19 protein-coding genes and 1 pseudogene are annotated in these 22,200 nt (G+C 65.0%); 10 read left to right on the forward strand and 10 right to left on the reverse strand.

Annotated elements, in window-relative coordinates:
* The first annotated feature begins 31 nt into the window (after positions 1-31).
* From ACVW1B_RS27560 to ACVW1B_RS27575, 4 genes are all read left to right on the forward strand, one after another.
* The gene (locus ACVW1B_RS27560; protein WP_026193286.1) at positions 32-880 is read left to right on the forward strand and encodes an MBL fold metallo-hydrolase; all 849 of its coding nucleotides are present in this window, start codon (positions 32-34) and stop codon (positions 878-880) included.
* 12 nt (positions 881-892) lie between these two features.
* On the forward strand, positions 893-2,464 hold the full coding sequence (locus tag ACVW1B_RS27565) for an isochorismatase family protein (protein ID WP_456822504.1): 1,572 nt from the start codon (positions 893-895) through the stop codon (positions 2,462-2,464).
* A gap of 9 nt (positions 2,465-2,473) precedes the next feature.
* Complete coding sequence (locus tag ACVW1B_RS27570) at positions 2,474-3,100, forward strand: FMN-dependent NADH-azoreductase (protein ID WP_456822505.1); 627 nt, start codon at positions 2,474-2,476, stop codon at positions 3,098-3,100.
* Between the two features lie 166 nt (positions 3,101-3,266).
* The gene (locus ACVW1B_RS27575; protein WP_456822506.1) at positions 3,267-4,298 is read left to right on the forward strand and encodes an IS30 family transposase; all 1,032 of its coding nucleotides are present in this window, start codon (positions 3,267-3,269) and stop codon (positions 4,296-4,298) included.
* Positions 4,299-4,347: 49 nt separating this feature from the next.
* Here ACVW1B_RS27575 and ACVW1B_RS27580 read toward each other — a convergent pair whose 3' ends face one another.
* The 3 genes from ACVW1B_RS27580 to ACVW1B_RS27590 all read right to left on the reverse strand — a co-directional run bounded on the left by ACVW1B_RS27580 (position 4,348) and on the right by ACVW1B_RS27590 (position 7,063).
* Entirely contained in the window at positions 4,348-5,721 is a 1,374-nt protein-coding gene (locus tag ACVW1B_RS27580) for a sensor histidine kinase (RefSeq protein WP_456822507.1), read from the reverse strand.
* Positions 5,708-6,400, reverse strand: a complete 693-nt coding sequence (locus tag ACVW1B_RS27585) for a response regulator transcription factor (RefSeq protein ID WP_028333329.1) — start codon at positions 6,398-6,400, stop codon at positions 5,708-5,710. The genes ACVW1B_RS27580 and ACVW1B_RS27585 overlap by 14 nt, the downstream gene beginning before the upstream one ends.
* 150 nt (positions 6,401-6,550) lie before the next feature.
* Positions 6,551-7,063: a hypothetical protein gene (locus tag ACVW1B_RS27590; protein ID WP_283068511.1), complete on the reverse strand. Its 513-nt coding sequence runs from the start codon at positions 7,061-7,063 to the stop codon at positions 6,551-6,553.
* A 434-nt stretch (positions 7,064-7,497) separates the two neighbouring features.
* Between ACVW1B_RS27590 and ACVW1B_RS27595 the strand changes: the two genes are divergently transcribed.
* Positions 7,498-8,961, forward strand: coding sequence for a catalase (locus ACVW1B_RS27595; RefSeq protein WP_456822508.1), 1,464 nt, complete (start codon positions 7,498-7,500; stop codon positions 8,959-8,961).
* A gap of 213 nt (positions 8,962-9,174) precedes the next feature.
* Here ACVW1B_RS27595 and ACVW1B_RS27600 read toward each other — a convergent pair whose 3' ends face one another.
* The 3 genes from ACVW1B_RS27600 to ACVW1B_RS27610 all read right to left on the reverse strand — a co-directional run bounded on the left by ACVW1B_RS27600 (position 9,175) and on the right by ACVW1B_RS27610 (position 13,533).
* The gene (locus ACVW1B_RS27600; protein WP_456822509.1) at positions 9,175-11,514 is read right to left on the reverse strand and encodes a Tex family protein; all 2,340 of its coding nucleotides are present in this window, start codon (positions 11,512-11,514) and stop codon (positions 9,175-9,177) included.
* A gap of 121 nt (positions 11,515-11,635) precedes the next feature.
* Positions 11,636-12,490 carry an amidohydrolase family protein gene (locus ACVW1B_RS27605; RefSeq protein ID WP_456822510.1) on the reverse strand — a complete coding sequence of 285 codons (855 nt, stop codon included), beginning with the start codon at positions 12,488-12,490 and terminating at the stop codon, positions 11,636-11,638.
* Complete coding sequence (locus ACVW1B_RS27610; protein ID WP_456822511.1) at positions 12,487-13,533, reverse strand: aldo/keto reductase; 1,047 nt, start codon at positions 13,531-13,533, stop codon at positions 12,487-12,489. Before ACVW1B_RS27610 ends, ACVW1B_RS27605 begins: the two co-directional genes overlap by 4 nt.
* A gap of 351 nt (positions 13,534-13,884) precedes the next feature.
* On the opposite strand from ACVW1B_RS27610, the gene ACVW1B_RS27615 reads away from it, so the two are divergent.
* Positions 13,885-15,015, forward strand: a complete 1,131-nt coding sequence (locus ACVW1B_RS27615) for a hypothetical protein (RefSeq protein ID WP_456822512.1) — start codon at positions 13,885-13,887, stop codon at positions 15,013-15,015.
* A gap of 27 nt (positions 15,016-15,042) precedes the next feature.
* Here the strand turns inward: ACVW1B_RS27615 and ACVW1B_RS27620 are convergent, their stop codons facing one another.
* The gene (locus tag ACVW1B_RS27620; protein WP_456822513.1) at positions 15,043-15,357 is read right to left on the reverse strand and encodes a monooxygenase; all 315 of its coding nucleotides are present in this window, start codon (positions 15,355-15,357) and stop codon (positions 15,043-15,045) included.
* A gap of 80 nt (positions 15,358-15,437) precedes the next feature.
* On the opposite strand from ACVW1B_RS27620, the gene ACVW1B_RS27625 reads away from it, so the two are divergent.
* Both ACVW1B_RS27625 and ACVW1B_RS27630 read left to right on the forward strand, forming a co-directional pair.
* The gene (locus ACVW1B_RS27625; RefSeq protein ID WP_456822514.1) at positions 15,438-16,016 is read left to right on the forward strand and encodes a TetR/AcrR family transcriptional regulator; all 579 of its coding nucleotides are present in this window, start codon (positions 15,438-15,440) and stop codon (positions 16,014-16,016) included.
* Entirely contained in the window at positions 16,003-16,470 is a 468-nt protein-coding gene (locus tag ACVW1B_RS27630) for a GFA family protein (RefSeq protein WP_456822515.1), read from the forward strand. The genes ACVW1B_RS27625 and ACVW1B_RS27630 overlap by 14 nt, the downstream gene beginning before the upstream one ends.
* A 154-nt stretch (positions 16,471-16,624) precedes the next feature.
* Here ACVW1B_RS27630 and ACVW1B_RS27635 read toward each other — a convergent pair.
* A pseudogene (locus tag ACVW1B_RS27635) lies at positions 16,625-17,924 on the reverse strand (branched-chain amino acid ABC transporter substrate-binding protein).
* Positions 17,831-18,607, reverse strand: a complete 777-nt coding sequence (locus ACVW1B_RS27640) for an AraC-like ligand-binding domain-containing protein (RefSeq protein ID WP_253607012.1) — start codon at positions 18,605-18,607, stop codon at positions 17,831-17,833. The pseudogene ACVW1B_RS27635 and the gene ACVW1B_RS27640 overlap by 94 nt, the downstream one beginning before the upstream one ends.
* A gap of 236 nt (positions 18,608-18,843) precedes the next feature.
* On the opposite strand from ACVW1B_RS27640, the gene ACVW1B_RS27645 reads away from it, so the two are divergent.
* Complete coding sequence (locus ACVW1B_RS27645; protein WP_253607011.1) at positions 18,844-19,035, forward strand: hypothetical protein; 192 nt, start codon at positions 18,844-18,846, stop codon at positions 19,033-19,035.
* Positions 19,036-19,151: 116 nt separating this feature from the next.
* Positions 19,152-21,179, forward strand: a complete 2,028-nt coding sequence (gene paaZ / locus ACVW1B_RS27650) for a phenylacetic acid degradation bifunctional protein PaaZ (RefSeq protein WP_456823072.1) — start codon at positions 19,152-19,154, stop codon at positions 21,177-21,179.
* A 9-nt stretch (positions 21,180-21,188) separates the two neighbouring features.
* On the opposite strand, the gene ACVW1B_RS27655 is transcribed toward paaZ, so the two are convergent.
* Positions 21,189-21,848 carry a TetR/AcrR family transcriptional regulator gene (locus ACVW1B_RS27655; RefSeq protein ID WP_225158698.1) on the reverse strand — a complete coding sequence of 220 codons (660 nt, stop codon included), beginning with the start codon at positions 21,846-21,848 and terminating at the stop codon, positions 21,189-21,191.
* Positions 21,849-22,200: the final 352 nt, after the last annotated feature.

The raw sequence follows: 22,200 nt of genomic DNA on the forward strand, positions 1-22,200 counted from the left end.
TAACAACGAACACGAATTGGGAGGGAGACAGATGCCGCTAGAGATCAAGATTCTGGACTATGGCGATATCGAGCTGGAATCGAGCTTCCTCGTGCTCGGGCACAATTGCGGCCGCACTCGCCGCGTGCTGACGCTCGGCTTCCTGATCCTCGGCGGCCCCTACCCCGTGCTGGTCGACACCGGCTATCGCTCCAACCAGATCATGGAGACGCTCGGCATGCGCGGGCTCCAGTTCCACGAGAACATGATCGAGAACCAGCTCGCCCGCCACGGCGTGCGGATGGGCGACGTCCGCTTCGTCTGTCACACCCACCTGCACATCGACCATGCCGGCAAGGACGATCTGTTCCCGATGAACACGACCGTCGTGCTGAACCGCAAGGAGCTGGAATACTCCGTCTCCGGCCTGATGCACCCTCAGTATCCGGCGCCGGACATCAAGCACCTGATCGACCGCCTGCACACCAAGAGCGCGCTGCGCTTTCTCGACCTCGAAATCACCGGCCCGGTCGAGCTGATGCCGGGCGTCTATTGCGACGCCGCCAACGCCCACACCGAAGGCTCGATGAACATCCATGTCCACACCGCCGACGGCATCGCGACGATCTGCGGCGATGTGATCTACGATTTCAACGACCAGATCGTGAATCCCTTTAACGAGATCCACGACGCCGAGCCGCGCACCACCGGCAACCACGGCACCAGCAAGCGCGCCGAGAAGGCCGCGATCAAGAAGCTGCTCTCGAGCTCGCGCTATCTGCTGCCGGTGCACGATCGCCCGGCCAAGATCGAGGGCGGCATGGTGGTCGGCCGCCTGCATGACCAGGTACCCGGGCCTGTCGTGCAGAGCCTGCCGCAGCGCAACTGGTTCCCGGCGTAGAGGATCGAGGCGATGACGCATGTCACGCTGCGCGGCGAGTTCGAAGACCTGATCGATCCCTACGCGCCGGTCGGCCAGGTCGGGACCGGCTTCGATTTCACGGAGGGACCGATCTGGCATCCGGCCGATCATTTCCTGCTGTTCTCCGACATGCCGGGCGATGTGCGCCGGCGCTGGGATGCGCGGCGCGGCGTCGTCGAGGTCAGGCGGCCATCGAACAAATGCAACGGCATGACCTATGACGCGGACCTCAATCTGATCGTCTGCGAGCACGCGACGTCTTCGCTGATCCGCGAGCGGCCCGACGGGCGGCGCGAGGTGCTGGCTTCGCATTACGAGAACCAGGAGCTCAACAGTCCGAACGATGTCTGTGTGCATTCCTCCGGTGCGATCTATTTCTCCGATCCCTGGTACGGCCGGATGCCGGTCTATGGCGTCGAACGGCCGCGCCAGCTCGGCTTCCAGGGCGTCTATCGCGTGCCGCCCGGCGGCGGCGCGCCGAAACTGCTGGTCGACCGCTATCTGTTCGAGCAACCGAACGGGCTGTGCTTCTCGCCCGACGAGCGCATCCTCTATGTCAACGACACCGTGCAGGCGCTGATCTGCGCCTTCGACATCACGGCAGACGGCTCGCTCGGTAATCCGCGCGTGTTCGCCTCCGGCATCCGCTCCGAACTCGAGCCCGGCCTGCCCGACGGCATGAAGTGCGACCAGCGCGGCAATGTCTGGGTCACCGCGCCCGGCGGCGTCTGGGTCTATTCGCCCGCCGGCGACCTGCTCGGCAAGGTGCGCCTGCCCGAGCTCGTCGCCAACCTCGCCTGGGGCGGCGCCGACTTCCGCACGCTCTATCTGACCGCCACCCATTCGGTCTATGCGATCCCGACCAAGGTCGGCCCCCGCCACGAACCCTATATGAGCGGCAAGCGCGGCGGCGCGGGTGCCGCTTCGTCCACGCCTGCGCCGAATCTCGCCGCCGGTGAGATGCAGCTCGATCCGCAACGCTGCGCGATGATCATCCAGGACATGCAGAACGACGTCATCATGGACGGCGGCGCGTTCGCCGAGTCCGGTGCGCCCGCACACGCCCGCCAGCAGCATGTCGTCGAGAATGTGCGCCGCGTGGCCGAGGCTGCGCGAGCGCGCGGCGTCGTCATCATCCATGTCTGGTTCGTCGTCGAGCCGGGCGCGCCCGGCGTCACGCTCAATGCGCCGCTGTTCGAGGGGTTGGTCGACAGCAAGGCGATGGTGCGCGGCAGCTGGGGCGCGGCACCAGTCTCGGGACTCGAGCCGCGCCCGGGCGACTTCGTGGTCGAGAAGATGCGGATGAGCGCCTGGGAAGGCACGCGGCTCGAGACCATCCTGAAGGCAACCGGCCGCGACATGATTATCAATACCGGAGCCTGGACCAACATGTCGGTCGAGCACACCGCGCGCACCGGCGCCGACAAAGGCTATTTCATGATCGTGCCGGAGGATTGCTGCTCGACCATGAATGCCGACTGGCACAACGCCGCGATCAATTTCGCGCTCCAGAACGTCTCCGTCGTGACCAACGCCGACACCGTGATCAAGGCACTCGGCTAGGGAGGCGCGGTGCCGAAGCTGCTGCACCTTAACTGCTCACCGCGCCCCGATTCGGAATCGGCGGCCGGCGCGCGTGCCTTTCTCGATCGCTTCCGTCAGGCGCGGCCGGACTGGGAGATCGACTCGATGAACCTCTGGCGCGAACCGCTGCCGGAATTCGAGGGTTATTTGCTCGAGGCCAAATACGCCCGGATCGGCGGCAAGAGCTTCACCAGTTCGCAGCACGACGCCTTCGCAATCGCCGAGCGCCTCGCGCTGCGGCTGTCGCTGGCCGATCGCGTGCTGATCTCGACGCCGATGTGGAATTTCGGCATTCCCTACAAGCTTAAGCAATGGCTCGACGTCATCATCCAGCCCGGGCTGGCCTTCCGCTTCGATCCGGCGCAGGGCTATCTGCCGCTGTTCAACGACCGCCCGACGGTCGTGATCCTGGCAAGCGGCAGCGACTTCGTCACCGGCATGAACCGCGGCCGCATCGACATGGCAACGCCCTATCTGCGCGAGGCGCTGCGCTTCATCGGCATCAGCGACGTGCGTTTCGTGCCGATCGGCCCGACCACCGGGCCCACCGAACCGATCCGCGCCGCCCGCGAGGCGGCGCACCGGCGGCTGGTGGAGATGGCAGCGAGGTTTTGACCTGCTCTCACCACATCGTCGTCCTGGCGAAAGCCAGGACCCATAACCACCGAATCTGAATGTAAACGAGATCGTGGCCCCAGCGCAGCATCACAATTGTCATTCGGGGTGATGGGTCCCCTGAGTTCACAAACGAAGTGCAACACTTCCTTGAGGAGGTGTTGCCATGGGGCGGACTTACAAGCAGCTCTCTCTGGACGACCGATGCGAGATTGCCTGCCTATCGGCCAATGGCAGCTCGGTCCGGCAAATCGCGGCAGCTCTGGATCGCTCGCCATCAACGATCTCGCGGGAACTGAGGCGCAATCGGGGGAGCCAGGTCGGCTACAAGCCGAGCTATGCCCAGCACCAGATGCGAGCGCGGCGCTGGACGGGCGGACGCCTCGAACGGGAGCCCGGCCTGCGCCGCGCGGTGTTGCAACGCCTTCGCCGCGGCTGGTCGCCCGAGCAGGTCGCTGGCCGGCTGGCCCGCGAGCACGGGCGCAAGGTGATCTCCCACGAGACCATCTACCGCTTCATCTATGGCCAACTCAGGCGCACCACGGACTTCAACTGGCGGCGCTATCTGCCGCGCGCCAAGAGCAAGCGCGGCTGCCGCGGCAAGCGGGGCGGCAGCCCCGCAAGCTTCATCGAAGGCCGTGTATCCTTGGCAAATCGGCCGCTCGAAGCGGCCGACCGCAGCGTGCCCGGACACTGGGAGGCCGACCTGATGATGTTCTCGAAATACGGTCAGGCCGTGCTGACCGTGCACGAGCGCACCTCGCGGCTGCTGCTCGGCATCCGCCTTGCCAGCAAGGTCGCGCGCGGTGTCGCCCGCCATCTCGTGGGCTTCTTCGCGCCCCTTCCACAAGAGCTGCGCCAGAGCGTTACCTTCGACAACGGCACCGAGTTCGCCGGTCACCTGGCGCTGCACCGCCTCTCGATCGCGACCTTCTTCTGCGATCCCCATGCCCCCTGGCAGAAGGGTGGCATCGAGAACGCCATCGGCAGGATGCGCCGCTTTATTCCCCGCAAGACGGATCTCGTAACCCTCTCGACCGCCAGGTTCCGCCAGTTCATCGCCGTCTACAACAACACCCCGCGCAAATGCCTTGACTACCGCACGCCTGCCGAGTCCTTTGCTCAAGTGTTGCACTTCGAATGTGAATCCACCTCCTGGCTTTCGCCAGGACGACGACGTGTGTTGACTGAGGTGTGAGCCGTGCATCGGCACCCAGGGGTAGAACCACAGGCGCCCTCGGCCATCCCTACGTTTCCGCGGCGGGAAAGACCAGCCTGCACAACAATCCCGGCGCATTGTCGCGCATTTCGATCCGTGCGCCGTGCAGGCTCGCGACCGCCGCGACCAGGCTGAGGCCGAGGCCGTTGCCCGGCGTGTAGCGGCTCTGCTCGAGCCGGTAGAACCGCTTGAAGACGCGGTCGTGCTGCTCGGCGGGTATGCCGGGGCCGTCATCGGCGATCGAAATCACCGCGCCTCGCTCATCGTTGTCGCAGGTCACCGTCACCCGCCCACCTGGGCGGCCATGCTTGATGGCATTGTCGACGAGATTGGCAATCGCATCGAACAGCAGGTCACGGTCGCCGGTGACCAGCACCGCCCGATCGCCGGCAAGGTCGAGCCGGGTGGTAACCTCCTCAGCCGCGGCATCGTAGAGCTCGACCACCTCGGCGGCGATCTCGACGAGATTGACGGTGCGAAACGCACCCTTGCGGGCTCGCGTCTCGATCTCGGAAATCCGCGTGATCGACGCGAACATCCCGAGCACCGCGTCGAGATCGGCGATGGTGTCGCCGATCAGCGCAGCATCCCCCTCGCCGCTCCGCGGGGCGTGATAGGCCTTCTCGAGCCGGCCGCGCATCCGGGTCAGCGGCGTGCGCAGGTCGTGGGCGATATTTTCGCTGACCTGCTTGACGTCCCCCATCAGGGTCTGGATCCGGTCCAGCATCAGATTGAGATTCTCGGCGACGCGATCCCATTCGTCATGGCTGCCGCGAAGCGGGATGCGCTGGTCGAGGCCGGAGAGCATGATAGCGCGACTGGTCGCATTGATCGACTCGATCCGGCCGACGGTTCGCCGCGTGACGCCGATGCTGGCAGCAGCCGCAAGCCCGATGATCAGCACGACGACGGCAATGCCGGCGGCCCTGATCTGCGCCATGAAGCCGTCGAGATCGCTGATGTCATGGCCGACCAGCAGCCGATCGCCGTTTGACAGGGTTTCCGTCACGCCTCGCAGCAGGGAGGGGCCCGAGGAAAGCTGTGGCAGGGAGGCACGAAATTCAGCCCATCCCTTCTCGGCAGCGCCCGCCGGCCACTGTCTGAGATTTCCCGCCAGCACGGTCGATCCGGGACCGACCAACAAATACACATGATCGGCAAAGCCCTTGTCCGCGACGCGTTGCGCGATCAACGCGGTCAGTCCATCGCGGCCGGACCGCGCATAGGCATCATCGAGGCTCGCCTGCTCGGTCATGATCGCGCGGTCGGATCTGTCGCGCACATAGGACAACGTCGACCAGTAGACATAGGCGAAGATCGCGGAGACGATCAGGCCGAAGACACCGATGGCGATCAACGCCAGGCGGAACGTCGACGACTTGAGGGTCTTAGCCAGGAGCACGGAGGCAGTACCCGATGCCGCGGATCGTGTGGATCAGCGGATAGGCTTGCTGGTCGTCGACCTTGCGGCGCAAACGTCCGACATAGACGTCGATGATGTTGGTCGAGGGATCGAAGTGCAGGTCCCACACATGCCGCAGCAGCATGGCGCGCGACACCACGCGGCCCTCGTTGCGCGCCAGGTATTCGAGCAGCTGGAATTCCTTCGGCAGCAGCGGAATCCTGCGGCCGCGGCGGCTCGCCGTCCGCGAAATCAGATCGATCGCGAGATCGCCGACCCGCAGGATGGTCTCCTTTGCAACGGTCTCGCTGCGGCGGCCAAGCGCCTCCAGCCGCGCTAGCAGTTCGACAAAGGAGAACGGCTTGACAAGATAGTCGTCGCCGCCGGCGCGCAAGCCACGCACCCGGTCGTCGATTTCGCCGAGCGCGCTGATGATCAGGAACGGCACTGCGATGCCGCCGTCGCGCATCTGACGCATCACCGTGATGCCGTCGATGTCGGGCAGCATGCGATCGATGGTGATCACGGCATAGTCGCGCGCCGCACCCTGGCTCAGCGCCTCGCGGCCGTTCGCCGCCAGATCCACATCATAACCGCTGGTGGTGAGCTCCTCGACGAGCTGATCCGCGGTTTCCGGATCGTCCTCGACGACGAGAATGCGGCGGTGAGCACCGGTCATATTCCTGAACTCTCCGAGGTGTGTCGAACTCTCCGAGTTCTCAAACTCTCCGAGCGGCCGCCCCGCGACGATCGCCGCCAGACTATCCCATTCCGGGGCAGGATGGAACGTCTGGCGACGACCGCGACAACGGTGCGGTTGGTTGGGCTATCACCAATAGTCCCCGCACACATTGACCCATTGCAGACCGTAAGCCGTCCATACCCTGCGGTAGCAGCCGTAGTCATAGCCGGCGTAGAGATAGGGCGCGCCGAAGAATGCGAAGCGATGGAAGCGGTGGTGGCGGAAGAAGCCGCCATGATGGAAGAAGCGCGAACCGCGGAATCCGGCGCCGGCAAACCGCGGGCCGATTGCCGGTGCACCGACGAAGCGGGGACCACCAACGTGCCCGCCCGCGAAATGCCCGCCGCCGCCCATGGCGGCGAACGCCGCGCCACCGCCACGCATTCCGCCGCCGAAACCACCGCCATGCATGCCGCCGCCAAAGCCGCCACCGTGCATGCCACCACCCATGGCACCCATGGCACCACCGTGGCCGCCACCGAAGCCACCTCCGCCATGTCCGCCACCACCACCGCCGCCTCTGGCGAGGGCAGCGGGTGCAAGCGCAACGCTGACAGCGAGCGTCGCTGCCGTGAGACACGTGAGAAGCCTGTTCTTCATGAAACCCTCCCTGATTGGGACCGCGGCGAACTCGTATCGCCGCACGCGAGCATGATCAGAAGACGCAAGCCGATGCCCGACTTCAACTGACAAATGCGCCAGATTCTGACACCGGATTTAGAATTCGCGTGCCGGCATGCCGAGCGGCAGTTGCCCGGACCGGCGGCCACGATGGCGTTGGCCGGGATCGACGGACATTTGGCTGGAATCGGCGGATAGCGCTCGTTGAATCGATCGGCCGCGGTTCTTAATCCTGCAGCTGTCGGAGAACAACGACGGCGTCGAGGGATCGCAGACCCGCTTCACAATTTGTCGATCACCGGGCTCTCCCTTCCTCGCCGGCCGTCATCCATCCGCGATGCAATTCGCCTTTCGCCTGGCGTCCCCTCGGGCGCCGGGACGGCGAAGTGCTGACCTTCAGCAAGGAGCTTTCGATGAGCGACGAGACCAAAAGACCGTTTCTGACCCACGCCTCCGGCGCCCCCGTTGCCGATAATGTGAACATCCTGACGGCAGGGCCGCGCGGACCCGCATTGCTGCAGGATGTCTGGCTGATCGAGAAGCTGGCGCATTTTCACCGCGAGGTGATCCCGGAGCGGCGGATGCATGCCAAGGGCGCCGGCGCGCGCGGCACCTTCACCGTCACCCACGACATCACGCGCTACACCAAGGCCAGCATCTTCTCGGAGATCGGCAAGCAGACGCCGATGTTCGCGCGGTTCTCGACGGTCGCCGGCGAGCGCGGCGCGGCGGACGCCGAGCGCGACATTCGCGGCTTCGCGCTGAAATTCTACACCGATGAAGGCAATTGGGACGTGGTCGGCAACAACACGCCGGTGTTCTTCTTCCGCGACCCCTTGCGCTTCATCGACCTCAACCACGCCATCAAGCGGCATCCGCGCACGGGGGTGCGCGACCCCGACATGAACTGGGATTTCTGGACGCTGCTGCCGGAAGCGCTGCACCAGGTCACCATCGTCATGAGCGAGCGCGGCATCCCGAAAAGCTTCCGTCACCAGCACGGCTTCGGCAGCCACACCTACAGCATGATCAATGCCGACAATGAGCGCGTCTGGGTGAAATTCCATTTCCGCACCCGGCAGGGCGTTCAGAACCTGACCGATGCCGAGGCCGAGGCGCTGGTCGGCAAGGACCGCGAGAGCCACCAGCGCGACCTGTTCCAGAGCATCGAGCGCGGCGACTTCCCGCGCTGGACGCTGTTTATCCAAGTGATGACGGATGCACAGGCCAAGGCATTCCCGTTTAATCCGTTCGATCTGACCAAGGTGTGGCCCAAGGCGGATTATCCGCTGATCGAGGTCGGGCATTTCGAGCTCAACCGCAATCCGGAGAACTTCTTCGCCGAAGTCGAGCAGGCGGCGTTCACGCCGGCGAATGTCGTGCCAGGCATCGGCTATTCGCCGGACAAGATGCTGCAGGCCCGCCTGTTCTCCTATGGCGACGCGCAGCGCTACCGGCTCGGCGTCAACCACCACCAGATTCCGGTCAACGCGCCGAAATGCCCGTTCCACAGCTATCATCGCGATGGCGCGATGCGCACCGACGGCAATCTGGGCGCCACGCTGACCTACTGGCCGAACAGCCATGGTGAGTGGACCGACCAGCCGCAGCTGAACGAGCCGCCATTCGAATTGTCAGGCGCGGCTGCGCATTGGGATCATCGCGTGGATGACGACCACTGGCAGCAGCCGGGCGACCTGTTCCGCAAGATGAATGCCGCGCAAAAGCAGGCCCTGTTCGACAACACCGCCCGTCAGGTCGGCAATGCATCGAAGCACATCCAGGAACGGCACGTCGCGAATTGCAGCAAGGCCGACGCGGTTTACGGCAAGGGCGTCGCGGATGCGCTAGCGAGGTTTGCTGCCGGAGAGTTGTAGCCGGGACGGCCCCCTTCGGCCCCGTCATCCTGAGGTGCCCGCGGAGCGGGCCTCGAAGGATGAATCGGCCAGAGATGGGGCCGTGCATCCTTCGAGGCTCGCAAGAGCTCGCACCTCAGGATGACGGGGACAGCTTAGGCAACTCAGCCAGAGGCGTCAGGTGGCCGATTTCGAACAGGGCGGCGAACTCGGCTCGCCGCCCTCCTCCGCGGCTCAGGTCGGCTTGCCGCGTCCGTTCTTCTCGGCCGCGCGGCGCAGCGCGTCGGCGAGCGCGCCGCCGCCGGACTGCTCCTGCGGCCGGCGCGGAGCCGACGACGTCATCTTGCCGGAGCCGCGGGAGAAATCGCGCGACGGCGCCGCATTGTCCTTCTTCGGCCCGATCTCGTCGTCAAGCCGCAGCGTCAGCGCGATGCGCTTGCGCGCGACCTCGACGTCCAGCACCTTGACCTTGACGATGTCGCCGGGCTTCACGACCTCGCGCGGGTCCTTGATGAAATTCCGTGACATCGCCGAGATGTGCACCAGCCCATCCTGGTGCACGCCGATATCGACGAACGCGCCGAACGCGGCGACGTTGGTCACGGTGCCCTCGAGGATCATGCCCTTCTTTAGGTCCTTGACCTCCTCGACGCCTTCCTTGAACACCGCCGCCTTGAACGCCGGACGCGGATCGCGGCCGGGCTTTTCCAGCTCGCGCAGAATGTCGGTGACGGTCGGCAATCCGAATGTATCGTCGACGAAGGATTGCGGCTTGAGACCCCGCACCACGTCGGCATTGCCGATCAGCGCCTTGATGTCGCTCTTGGTCGCCTCGAGGATGCGGCGCACTACCGGATAGGCTTCCGGATGCACGCCGGATGAATCGAGCGGATCCTCGCCATTGCTGATACGCAGGAAGCCGGCGCACTGCTCGAACGCCTTCGGGCCGAGCCGCGGCACCTCCTTCAGCGCCTTGCGCGACTTGAACGGGCCGTTGGCATCGCGGTGCTGCACGATACTTTGCGCCAGTCCCTGGCCGATGCCCGACACCCGCGCGAGCAGCGGCACCGAGGCGGTATTGGCATCGACGCCGACCGCGTTCACGCAGTCTTCCACCACGGCATCGAGCGAGCGGGCGAGCTTGGCCTCGCCGAGATCGTGCTGGTATTGGCCGACGCCAATCGCCTTCGGATCGATCTTGACCAGCTCGGCCAAGGGATCCTGCAGGCGCCGCGCGATCGAGACCGCGCCGCGAATGGTGACGTCGAGGTCGGGCAATTCGTTCGAGGCGAAGGCCGAGGCCGAGTAGACCGATGCGCCGGCTTCGGAGACCACGATCTTGGTCATCTTGCGCTCGGGCAGCCGCTTCACGAGCTCGGCGGCGAGCTTGTCGGTCTCGCGCGAGGCGGTGCCGTTGCCGATCGCAATCAGCTCGACCCCATGCTCGATCGCGAGCTTGCCGAGAATGGCGAGCGCCTCATCCCAGCGCCGCTGCGGCTCGTGCGGGAAAATCGCCGTATGCGCCACCACCTTGCCGGTCGCATCGATCACCGCGACCTTGACGCCGGTGCGATACCCGGGATCGAGCCCCATGGTGGCGCGCGCGCCGGCCGGCGCCGCGAGCAAGAGGTCGCGCAGATTCGAGGCGAACACGCGCACCGCCTCGGTCTCGGCCGCCGTCCACAGCCGCAGCCGCAAATCGATGTTGAGGTGGATCTGGATTTTGGTGCGCCAGGCCCAGCGCACCGTCTCGGTCAGCCATTTGTCGCCCTTGCGGCCCTGGTTGGAGATCGCAAAGCGGTTCATGATCTTGAGCTCGTAGAGGCCGGGCTGGCCTACGACCGGCTCCTGCGCCTCCGGCTTGATGGCGAGGTCGAGGATCTCTTCCTTCTCGCCGCGGAACAGCGCCAGGATGCGATGCGACGGCAACTTCGGCAGCGGCTCGGAGAAATCGAAATAGTCCTTGAACTTCTCGCCTTCGGTCTTCTTCCCGGTGCGGACGGTTGAGGCCATGATGCCGTTCGACCACATCTCCTCGCGCAGCGCGCCGATCAGGTCGGCATCTTCGGCGAAGCGCTCGACCAGGATCGCGCGCGCGCCGTCGAGCGCCGCGGCGACGTCGGCGACCTGCTTCTCGGCATTGACGAAGGGCGTCGCGGCCTCGTTCGGATCGCTCTCGGGCTGCGTCAGGAGCTGATCGGCGAGTGGCTCGAGGCCGGCCTCCTTGGCGATCTCGGCCTTGGTGCGACGCTTCGGCTTGTACGGCAGATAGATGTCCTCGAGCCGGCCCTTGCTGTCGGCGGCCATGATCTGGGCCTCGAGCGCGGCGTCGAGCTTGCCCTGCTCGCGGATCGAATTGAGCACCGCGGTGCGGCGCTCCTCGAGCTCGCGCAAATACGTCAGCCGTTCTTCCAGCGTGCGCAGCTGGGCGTCATCAAGCGCGCCGGTGAGCTCCTTGCGGTATCGCGCGATGAACGGCACCGTAGCGCCGCCGTCGAGCAGCGTCACCGCCACCTCGACCTGTTCGTCGCGAACCCCCAGCTCCTGCGCAATCTGATGATGAATCTTTGCCACGCCCGTCTCTCTGAAATTCCGTTGCGCCGCCGGATCACCGATGGCGCGGAGGCCGCTTATGAACCATCCCGGATTGATTCATCAAGGCGCGCTGTGGATCAAATTGGGCGCGGGCCGCAATCTATTTCCGGGATGTTGGCCGTCCGCGGCTTGACAAATAGATGCGCGCCGCATTGCCGCCGAAAATCGCGACCCTAGCGTCACTTGACAAATCAGCCAGCAAGGTCTCCGCCGCCGCGAACCAGTGCGCATAGCCGCCGGCGAGATTGACGACGGGCCAGTCGCTGCCCCACAGCATCCGCTGCTGCCCGAAACATGCCAGTGCATGATCCACGGCCTCGCTGAGATCGGCAACCTGCCAGTTCGGTGCCGCCTCGGTCGCAAGGCCCGAGAGTTTGCAGACGACGTTGGATCGTGTGGCGAGGCTTGCGATGTCGTCCTTCCAGGCTGCGATGTCGCCGGTCGCAAGGTGCGGCTTGCCGAAATGGTCGAGCACGAATTGCAGGTCCGGATGGCGATCGACCACCTGAATGAGCCGCGGCAAATGGCGCGGCAGCACCAGCGCGTCGAAGACCAGGTCATGCCGCGCCATGGCCTCGAGCGGCGCCGCCAGTTCGGGGCGCAGCAGCCAGTCGTCATCGGCGATGTCCTGCACCATCGGCCGCAGACCGACCAGGAGCTCGCGCCCGGCAAACGCGTCGATCCGCGCCGCGGCATCGGCGGCGTCGAAGTCGACCCAGCCGACCACGCCGCGCACCTGCTCGGTCCCTTTGGCGATATCGAGTAGGAATACGGTCTCCGCTTCAGTCGGTGCGGCCTGCACCAGGATGGTGCCTTCAATCCCAGCCGCGGCGAGATGCGGCGCGAGATCGGCCAGGCCGAAGTCGCGGTAGATCGGCCCGCGCTCGGGCGTCAGCCAGCCGTAATCCGCGCGCGCCAGGGTCCAGACATGGTGATGGGCGTCGATCCGCATCATGCCGGCACCGGCGCATGCTGGTCGAGCAGCCCCTCATTCTTCAGGTCGCGCCACAGCGCGGCAGGCACGGGCGACGACAACGCGGCGACGTTGCGCTCGACCTCCTGCGGCGTCTGCGCGCCGAGCACGAGGCTTGCCACCGCCGGATGGCCGAGCGCGAAATGCAGCGCCGCGGTCGGCAGCGCTACGTTGTGGGCGCGGCAGACGCGATCAATCGCCGCCACCTTCCGCATCACGTCCGGCGGCGCATCCTTGTAATTGTACTTGGCGCCGGCAACCGCGCCGGTCGCCAGGATGCCGGAGTTGAAGACGCCACCGAGCATCATGCCGATGCCCTTTGCTTGCGCCAGCGGCAGGAATTCGGCGAGTGCGGGTTGCTCGAGCAGCGAGTAGCGGCCGGCAAGCAGCATAGTGTCGAACGTTCCGGCCTTGGCGAAGCGCACGCACATCTCGGCCTCGTTGACGCCGATCCCGATGCCCTTGACCACGCGCTCGGAACGCAACTTGTCGAGCGCGACATACGCGCCCTCCATCGCCTCGCGAAACCGCGCCTCGATCGCGTCAGCTCCGTGGGTCCAGACGTCGACGTCGTGGATCAGCAGCAGGTCGATGCGATCGGTGCCGAGCCGCAGCAGCGACTGCTCCACCGAGCGCATGGTGCCGTCATAGGAATAGTCGAACACCGCGCGATGCGGCGCGCCGCCGGCGAAATTGGAGCCGTCGCCGCGGCCGTGGAACGGGTCCATCCAGCGCCCGACCTTGGTGCAGACGACGACGTCGTCGCGCGCCACGCGGCGCAGCGCGGTGCCGCTGCGGTGTTCGGCGAGGCCATGGCCGTAGAGCGGCGAGGAATCCAGCAGGTTGACGCCCAGCGCAAACGCCCGCTCCGCTGCTGCGATCGCAGCAGTGTCGTCGAGCCGTGCGAACAGGTCGCCGAGCGGTGCTGTGCCGAAGCCGAGAATGGAGACATCGAGCCCGGTGCGGCCGAGCCTGCGGCGTGGCAGTGCCGGGGAGCCTAGATCGGAGGATTGTTGTTGGGTCATTATGGCCTCCCGCCTGCGTTTCTTGTTAGCCCCTCATCAGACTAGCGTCGTTGACCGAGATCGTGAAGAGACCTTGGCGGCCGACGCCGCGGTGTGGTCTCTCATCGCGCACGCACCACATCGCTAAAATGCAATGCACAGCTTCACGTTGCCTATCGGCGGGAAATAGGCTATGGGACTGCTCCGCAACTTCAACGCAGGAGGCGACGATGTTCAGGTCTGTGCGCTTCCCGGGTTCGCCGCGCGATATTTGACGCGCGTCCCGGGATCGGATCCCGGGTGAAATCGCAACACCCACACGCAATCGAATCTGCCGCGGGCCTTCGACTCCGCGCTTGCGGAACTTTTGTCATGACCTCGACGCTTCTGGTGGCCTCTCGCCGCGAGGCCACACGCCCCGTGCTGCTCGAACATCAGCTGCGGAGGTATCATCCGCACGTTCAGGCAAGGGTCCGCGCGCTGGCCATGCGGCACACGCGTCTTGCGGACCTTGCCGCGAGCTTCCCTGCGCTGCTATTCGCGCTGGCGGTCCCGCGAGCCGGGATCGCTTCGGCGCGCGCACGCGCATGCGTCATCGACGGCCGCTCGCTCGCGGACGCCGCGGCCGCGGCGGGCATTCCGCTGTGGCTGCGAAGATTGCCGCCGGAGGCATTCACCGCTCCGATCAAGGGACTGCCCGATGACGAGCTGTTTCGCCGACAGATCGCGAACCACCTGCCGCCATCACCGAAGCTCGCGCCGATCTGGCTGAGATCCGTCGCGGCGGTTGCCGAGCTCGCACATGGACCGGCGGCGGTCTGGATCGCGCGCGAGCTGGTCCGGGCGCCGCCGCGCACCGATCCTGCGCGATTGCGGCTCGTCGGCCTGTGGGCGTGGTTCTCCACGCAGCCGGCGACGCTGGGACATACGCTGATCGACCGGAGGTGGACGCCGAGCATGCAGATCGGCTCGGCGCTCGCGGCCGCCGATGCGTGGCGCACGATGATCGCGCTGCATGTCAGCCTCGGCTCGGAGAAGATCGCGGATATGTGGCTGCGGCCGGGCCGCGTTGACGGTTACGACTTCATCCCGCTGAACTCGACCACGGATATTTCGGAGGAGGCGGAAGCGATGCAGAATTGCCTGCGCACCTACGGTCCCAACCTCGCCCACAATCGCTCGCGGCTGTGGAGCGTCAGGCGGAGCGGGCAACGTGTCGCCACCCTGAGAGTTGCGGCGCGTTTTGAGGGTCCGTTGCCAGGTATCGCCGAGCTCACCGGTATCCGGAACGCCGAGATGCCGCGCGAGGTCTGGTGGGCAGCGCGCCAATGGCTGCATAGCCACGGCCTGTTGCGGATGGAGGTCGAGCAACGCAGATGGGGCACCGCGCCTCTCGACCGCCCGACCTGGCCCGCGATCTGGCGTCCGTACTGGCTCGCCAGGCGGCAGATTCCGGAATGGCTGCCGCTCGCTCCGTCGCGCAAGGCGCTCAATGCGCTGTGATGCGCATCCGCCACCGCCGCTTCGTTGCTAATCGTCGGCAACAATCTGCTGGGCAAGGTTGTCGACCACCACAGGACTCTCGAAATAGGTCACGATCGGATCGGCGCCATATTTCTCCCGTGCGCGGGCGCGCCACGCATCGGTGTACAGCGCTTCCGCCTCCACCCTCGAGTTCCAGAAATAGATACCGCCGGCCGTCATCCCGTCCTCGGACAGCAAATAGGTCTTTCGGAACAGCCCCTGAATGCCGCGATAGATCGGCGCGGTGCTCAGGAAGATGCTGCGGGCTTCCTCGCGCGTGATCGGCTTCGGCAGCTTGAACGTCGTGACAGCGGTAATCATCCGGATCTCCTCGGGTTCATTCTTGACATCATTGTCAATATTGACGATTGTGTCAACAATGACCCGATGGAGTGGATCGAATGGTGGGCGTGCGTCAGTTCGACGAGGACGAGATGATCGCAACCGCGCTAGACGTGTTCTGGCGCAAGGGCCTGCACGATGCGACCATGCAGGACCTCGCGGCCGCGACCGGCGTCCAGCGCGGCAGCCTCTACAACGCCTATGGCGACAAGGAAGCGATCTTCCTGCGCGCCTTCGATCAGTATGCCGCGCAATTCCTGGACGCGGCCGGCAGCGCGCTGGCGCAGGGCGATACCTCGGCGAGACTGAGGGACTTCTTTGACATGATCATCGTCAACATGACGAACGGCACGCCGCAGCGGGGCTGCCTGACGACGCGCACCGCGCTGGACGCGTCCGTTTCGAGCGCGGATGTGCGTCAGCGCGTGCAGGACGTGCTCACCCGGCTCGAGCAGCTGGTCGGCAAGGCCATCAGCGCGGCGCCGAACAGGCGCAGCACGGCCGACGCGAACCGGCTGGCGCGCGTCATCGTGACGTTCACGCGCGGGCTCGCCGTGATGGAGCGCGCCGGATACAGCCGCAAGCAGTTGAGGGAGTCGGCCACCACATTCATCGATGCCGTGATTGGCGACGCCTGAGGCGGCGTCCTTGTCGCGGCGACGGCGTCATCGAATGGGAGAAACCAGCATGCAGGAACGGAACGGCGGCTGCCTGTGCGGCGCGGTGCGTTACACGCTCAAGAGCGAACCGCGGAGCATCGCGATATGTCATTGCACACATTGCCAGCGGCAAAGCGGCAGCCTGTTTTCATTCAACCTCGTGATCCGCGAAGCCGACTACCAGCAGTCGGGCGAGACGGTGGTGTTCGTCGACAAGGGCGACAGCGGCCATCCGGTCCATCGTCATTTCTGCGGGCACTGCGGGTCCCCGCTGCTGGCGAAGACCGCATTGATGCCCGGCAAGGTCGTGGTGAAAGCCGGTACGCTCGACAGCATGGAGGGATTGCAGCCGCAAGCCGAGATCTATACCGATCGCGCCGTCGCATGGCTCACGCCGATCCCCGGCGCTGTACGCTTTGCCCGGAACGTGTGACCGGATGCGCCGGTCACGGGCGCAGCGGGAAACGATTCAGCCTGGCCAGGGTTGCCTCCGTTCCGATTGCATCGGAACAGAGGCTCTTGATTTTGCTTTGACGCGTTTTCTTCACGCGAACCGGTATCCGCTTCGCTCGAAAACGCTCTGGCGATCATTGACCGGCCGGCAGTTCGGCGTAGTTGCCGTCCTTGTCGCGGCGGTACACGACGTAGTCGATCAGGGTGATGTCACCCTTCGGCGTGTAGCTGATCTTGCCGAGCACGGTATCCCAGCTTCCGGCCTTGATGGCCGCCGCGACCTTCTTGGCGTCCGTGGTCTGGGCACGGGCTGCGGCCTGGCTCCAGATCTGGAACGCGGCATAGCTGTAGAGCGTGTAGCCGTCGGGATCGATGCCCTTGTCCTTGAACTTCTTCAAGGTCGCGGCCGCGGTCGCCTTCTTGCGCGGGTTCGGGCGAGAAGGTGAACAGCGAGCCTTCGGCGAGCGGACCTGCGATCGCGGCGAACTGCTTGTCGACCAGGGCGTCGCCGCCCATCAGCACCGCATTGACGCCCTGCTCGCGCATCTGGCGCAGGATCAACGCTGCCTCGGCATAATAGCCGCCGACATAGACGAAATCGATCGACTCCTTCTTGAAGCGGGATACCAGGGCAGCAAAATCCTTGTCGCCCTTGGTATAGGCCTCATAGAGCTTTTCCTTCACGCCCGCGGCGTTGATGGCGTTCTTCGTTTCGTCGGCAAGGCCTTTGCCGTAGGTCGTCTTGTCGTGGATGATCGCGACGTTCTTGGTCTTGTAGTTCTTGATAATGTAGGCGGCCGCAACCGTGCCCTGCTGGTCATCCCGGCCGCAGACACGGAACGTGTTCCACAACCCGCGCTCGGTGAATTGCGGATTGGTCGAGCCCGGCGTGATCTGCAGCACATTGCCCTCTGCATAGGCGTCCGACGCAGGGATCGAGGTCGATGAGCAGAAATGCCCAACGACGAACGGAATCCTCGCGCCTGCCATCTTCTCGGCAACCGACACCGCCTGCTTCGGATCGCAGGCATCGTCGCCGACCTCCAGCTTCAGCTTCTTGCCAAGCACGCCACCCGCCGCATTGATGTCGGCAATCGCGAGATCAGCACCGTTCTTGAACTGCTGGCCAAAGCTCGCCTCGGAGCCGGTCATCGGCCCGACCACGGCAACACTGATATCCTGTGCCATGGCGGCGCCGGACAAGGCCAGGCTCGCGCCGAGCGCAAGAAAATATCCTCGAAGTGCAAACTTCATCACATTCTCCTCGATGGTCTCAAGTCGCCTCAATGCATCGCAGTCGACGAATCCGCCGATTGCAACGATCACCGGGGGGCTGCCTTTTAAGCGCGAGACGATTGGCAGGCTCGGACTGAGGCGACAGGGGATTGGACATATGCGACATCGGGCAACAATGTGAAACACGTTGTCGTGCATTGACGTCTGAAATCGCCCGCAGCGGACGTGATTGGGCGGCGATGTTGTGTGCGCGACAGCACACAGGCTGGCGGAGAGCGCTGTTTGCGACGTCGCCCGAGATCGACCAGATGCCGGACGACGGCGCCGCGCAGCTCGGGCGTCGCGAGCTGGTAGCTGTCGTCAAGCTCCCTGATGTAGAGCGCCGGCAGACGCATCGCCTCGGTGTTCGCGGGCAACGGCCGGTTCAGCATGTCCTCGGGATCGCGGACCAGCAGTGCCAGCGCCTTGCGCGGCAGCCTGAGACCGACGAAACGGCTCGGCGAGACCGGGACCACTATGTTGCCGACCTCCGCGCTCGACTCCAGCACGGCCTGCCCCGGGCCCAGCTCGATGTCGCGGCCGCGCTGCGACGCGCGGGCGTTGCCGCTCGTGATGATCGTCAGCACAAGGTCGTCATTGCCGTCGAGCAGCTCGCGCGACCGTGCGATCTTGAGGTTGCTGCACGCCCAGGATCCGATCCCGAGCCCAGGCAGCTCGCGCACATTGGCTTCGGCATGGAACGCGCCGACGCTCAGTGGCTCCGGATCGAGCTTCACGATCATCCGCCCGATCTGCTCGCGAAAGATCGGCAAGCGGTCGCGCTCGCCGAAATCCGCGGCCGAGAACCGAAACCCGGCGATATCCGGCGACTGCATCGTCATCGGCCAATCCTCATGGCGGCGGGAGGTCGCCGGTGATATGGGGCCGATTTGTGGCAGCATGACACCGCTCGAGTGCACGGGACCGTGCTTACGCGTCGGCACTTTTGCTGCAGACAGGCGATGCTCGCCGGATCATCCTGACGCTATTGCCGGATCTGAAATCGCAACCGAGACCGAAATCGTGCTCGCTCGATATTGCCCGGTGTCGTCATCCCAAGCCGTTACGCGGATTATAATTGACTGACCGGACGGTCAATAGTAATCCAAGCGCACGTCACGCAACCTTCGGCCACCAGAAGCCGCAACGGGAGGTCATCATGGTCAGCGATTTGGTGTTGACCGATATCCGCGCCGAATATCGCGTCGTGACGCTCAACGCCTTTCTCGAAAAGCGCGCGACGCGCTTTGTCGGACGAGCCAAAGCTTGAACGTTCGGATTGAACATTCCGCCGTCAAGGCGAGACGCATCATTGATCACAAGTCAGAAGGTCCAATTGCGATGACACAGCCTCAATCCAGTGGTGCACGGACGGCGGGCAACGTCATGAAGCTCGACAGCTTCGTGCGCGGAAAATGGTCCGGCCCGGGCGAACCGGCAGCCGAGATTCACAGTGCCGTCACCGGCGATGTGGTGGCGGTCACCACCAGGAGCGATCTCGACATGCGCGAGATCCTCGCCTATGGCCGCGCGATCGGCGGCAAACATCTCAGAAAGCTGACGTTCCATCAGCGCGCGGGCCTACTGAAGGCGCTGGCCGACTATCTGACCCAGCACAAGGACCGGCTCTACAAACTATCGTTCCATGCGGGCGCAACCCGCACCGACGCTGTCATCGACGTCGACGGCGGCATCGGCACGTTGTTCGCCTTTGCCGGCAAGGGACGCCGCGAACTTCCGAACAGCAAAGTCCTGCTCGACGGCAATGTCGAAGGGCTCTCCAAGGGTGGCGCATTCGCCGGTCAGCATATCGTGACGCCGCTGCACGGCGTCGCCGTGCACATCAACGCATTCAACTTTCCGTGCTGGGGCATGCTGGAGAAGCTGGCGCCCGCGCTGCTGGCCGGCGTGCCCGTCGTGACCAAGCCCGCGACGGTCACCTCCTATGTCGCCCACGAACTGGTCCGGATCATCACCGAATCCGGCGTGCTGCCCGAAGGCGTGCTGCAATTCATCGTCGGATCGACCGGCGACTTGTTCGACCATCTGACCTGCCAGGACGTGGTGTCCTTCACAGGCTCGGCCGACACGTCGCAAAAACTGCAGCGGCATCCGGTCATCGCGCGCGAAGCGGTCAGGTTCATCGCCGAACGGGATTCGCTGAACGCCGCAATCCTCGCTCCGGACGCAGTGCCGGGAAGTCCGGAGTTCGACCTCTTCGTCAAGGAAGTGGCGAAGGAGATGACGGTCAAGGCCGGCCAGAAATGCACCGCGATCCGTCGCGCGCTGGTGCCGTCGGCGCAGCTCGATGCCGTGATCACGGCGCTGCGCGACCGTCTGGCCAAGGTCACGATCGGCAATCCCGAAAACGACAAGGTCAGGATGGGGCCGCTGGTCGGGCTCGGCCAGCGCAGCGATGTGCTTGCCCATGTCGCGAAGCTTCGCGCCGAAGCCGAACTGGTGGCCGGCGATCCCGGCAACTTCGGGCTGCTCGATGCCGACGCGAAGCGCGGCGCCTTCGTTCCGCCGCTGCTGCTGCATTGCGCCAAGCCGCTCGCCGCATCCGCAGTCCACGAGATCGAGGCGTTCGGGCCTGTCAGCACCGTGATGGGTTACGACGATCTGGAGCAGGCGATCGCGCTGACCAATCGCGGCGGCGGCAGCCTCGTCGCATCCATCTACACGCACGACATCCCGGCTGCGACCGAACTGGCATTTGGCATCGGCAGTTTTCACGGCCGCGTCGCGATCATCGACCGCGACTGCGCGAGCGAGCACACCGGACACGGTTCGCCGATGCCGCAGATGGTTCACGGCGGCCCCGGCCGGGCCGGCGGCGGCGAGGAACTGGGCGGCGTCCGCAGCCTCCAGCACTACATGCAGCGCACCGCATTGCAGGGATCGCCGGCGATGCTGAGCGGCGTCACCGGCCGCTGGTTCAAGGGCAGCCCGATGCTCGAAGGCGACCTGCATCCGTTCCGCTATCACTATGACGATCTCGAGATCGGCCGCACGCTGGTCTCGAAGTCGCGGCAGATCACGCTCGACGACATCGAGCACTTCGCGCATTTCACGGGCGACACCTTCTACGCCCATATGGACGAGGAAGCGACCAAGGGGCATCCGTTCTTCCCAGGCCGCGTCGCGCATGGCTATCTGCTGCTGTCGTTTGCGGCCGGCCTGTTCGTCGATCCCGACTACGGGCCGGTGCTGGCGAATTACGGCCTCGACTCGCTGCGCTTCGTCAAACCCGTCCAGCCCGGCGAACAGATCCAGGTGCGGCTGACCGCGAAGGAGAAGATGCCGCGCAACAAGCAATATGGCGAGGTACGCTGGGACGTCGAGATCACGACCGGCACCGGCGAAACCGCGGCGACCTACGAGCTGCTGACGATGAATGCGATGCGGGCTTAACGGCCCGCGTCAGAGCAACTCGGCCTGCCGGCTGCGGCCGGCCGATTTCGCCCTGCCGCGCGGCCGGGTGGCGGCGGCCGCGGCATCGTCGGCGCCGGCCAGCACGAGTTGCGCGACGAAACCGGCATATTCGGCGCGGGTCATCGGCCCGCCCTCGCGAAACCACATGTAATGCCAGTTCAGCATGCCGAAGACGCTCATCGTCAGCGGCTTGAGCAGGCGCTTGTGCTTCGCCGCCGGCACGGCGGCGGCGAGTGCGTCCGACATGATCCCAACCAGGATCCGCTCGCTTGCGAGCAGCGGCTGTTGCTTGTCCTTCGGCAACAGCTTGAGACTTGAGATCTGGACCTGATGTTCGGCGTCGGCATGCCGGTAGAGCTCGAGCAGGGTCGCAACGATCGTCCTGAAGCGCGCGACCGGATCGCCGGCCTGTGCGCTCGCCTTGCGGACCGCCGCCACCAGCTTCGCGAGGTGCGACGACAGGATATCGAACAGGATCGCTTCCTTGTCGGGATAATAGTGATAGAGCAGCGCCTTCGAAACCCCGCAGGCATCGGCGATGGTGTTCATCGACGTGCCGACATATCCCGATGCGGCAAACAGCTCGGCCGAACGATGCAGCATCGAGAGGCGCTTGTCGTCATAGTCCTTGGCGCGCGATCGGGCCATGTCTTGTCCGTTTCACCAGGCGGCCGTTCGGCCATCGTCCAAAGATGTTAGTCAATAGTCGCAAGGTTCCGGGACCACAGCCCCGCCTCCGAACCGCTATTTATTGACCATCCGGTCGGACAATTCCATAAGCCCGGCGATCGGGCAACATTGCCCGGAATGAATTTTCCTGGCGCCGCATCGCGAGAGCATCTCTCTGCTGCAAAACGCCTCGCCATGCGCGTCTGATTGCAAAGTTCGCGGCGCCGCCGAGTTTCGCGCGCGTCCCGAACAGGAGCGTGTTATCGTTCATTGAACGGCTCGGAATGCGAAGGAGGCTCTGGGTGCGGACATCCTCTTGGCTCCACGTCCT

This window comes from Bradyrhizobium sp. USDA 4502 (genome assembly GCF_054063355.1).

Coding starts and splice junctions, on each gene's coding strand:
- ACVW1B_RS27560 (WP_026193286.1), top strand. CDS start 32: ATGCCGCTAGAGATCAAGATTCTGGACTATGGCGATATCGAGCTGGAA.
- ACVW1B_RS27575 (WP_456822506.1), top strand. CDS start 3,267: ATGGGGCGGACTTACAAGCAGCTCTCTCTGGACGACCGATGCGAGATT.
- ACVW1B_RS27585 (WP_028333329.1), bottom strand. CDS start 6,400: ATGACCGGTGCTCACCGCCGCATTCTCGTCGTCGAGGACGATCCGGAA.
- ACVW1B_RS27605 (WP_456822510.1), bottom strand. CDS start 12,490: ATGATGCGGATCGACGCCCATCACCATGTCTGGACCCTGGCGCGCGCG.
- paaZ (WP_456823072.1), top strand. CDS start 19,152: ATGAAGCTCGACAGCTTCGTGCGCGGAAAATGGTCCGGCCCGGGCGAA.
- ACVW1B_RS27640 (WP_253607012.1), bottom strand. CDS start 18,607: ATGACGATGCAGTCGCCGGATATCGCCGGGTTTCGGTTCTCGGCCGCG.
- ACVW1B_RS27655 (WP_225158698.1), bottom strand. CDS start 21,848: ATGGCCCGATCGCGCGCCAAGGACTATGACGACAAGCGCCTCTCGATG.
- ACVW1B_RS27595 (WP_456822508.1), top strand. CDS start 7,498: ATGAGCGACGAGACCAAAAGACCGTTTCTGACCCACGCCTCCGGCGCC.
- ACVW1B_RS27620 (WP_456822513.1), bottom strand. CDS start 15,357: ATGATTACCGCTGTCACGACGTTCAAGCTGCCGAAGCCGATCACGCGC.
- ACVW1B_RS27610 (WP_456822511.1), bottom strand. CDS start 13,533: ATGACCCAACAACAATCCTCCGATCTAGGCTCCCCGGCACTGCCACGC.
- ACVW1B_RS27615 (WP_456822512.1), top strand. CDS start 13,885: ATGACCTCGACGCTTCTGGTGGCCTCTCGCCGCGAGGCCACACGCCCC.
- ACVW1B_RS27625 (WP_456822514.1), top strand. CDS start 15,438: ATGGTGGGCGTGCGTCAGTTCGACGAGGACGAGATGATCGCAACCGCG.
- ACVW1B_RS27590 (WP_283068511.1), bottom strand. CDS start 7,063: ATGAAGAACAGGCTTCTCACGTGTCTCACGGCAGCGACGCTCGCTGTC.
- ACVW1B_RS27565 (WP_456822504.1), top strand. CDS start 893: ATGACGCATGTCACGCTGCGCGGCGAGTTCGAAGACCTGATCGATCCC.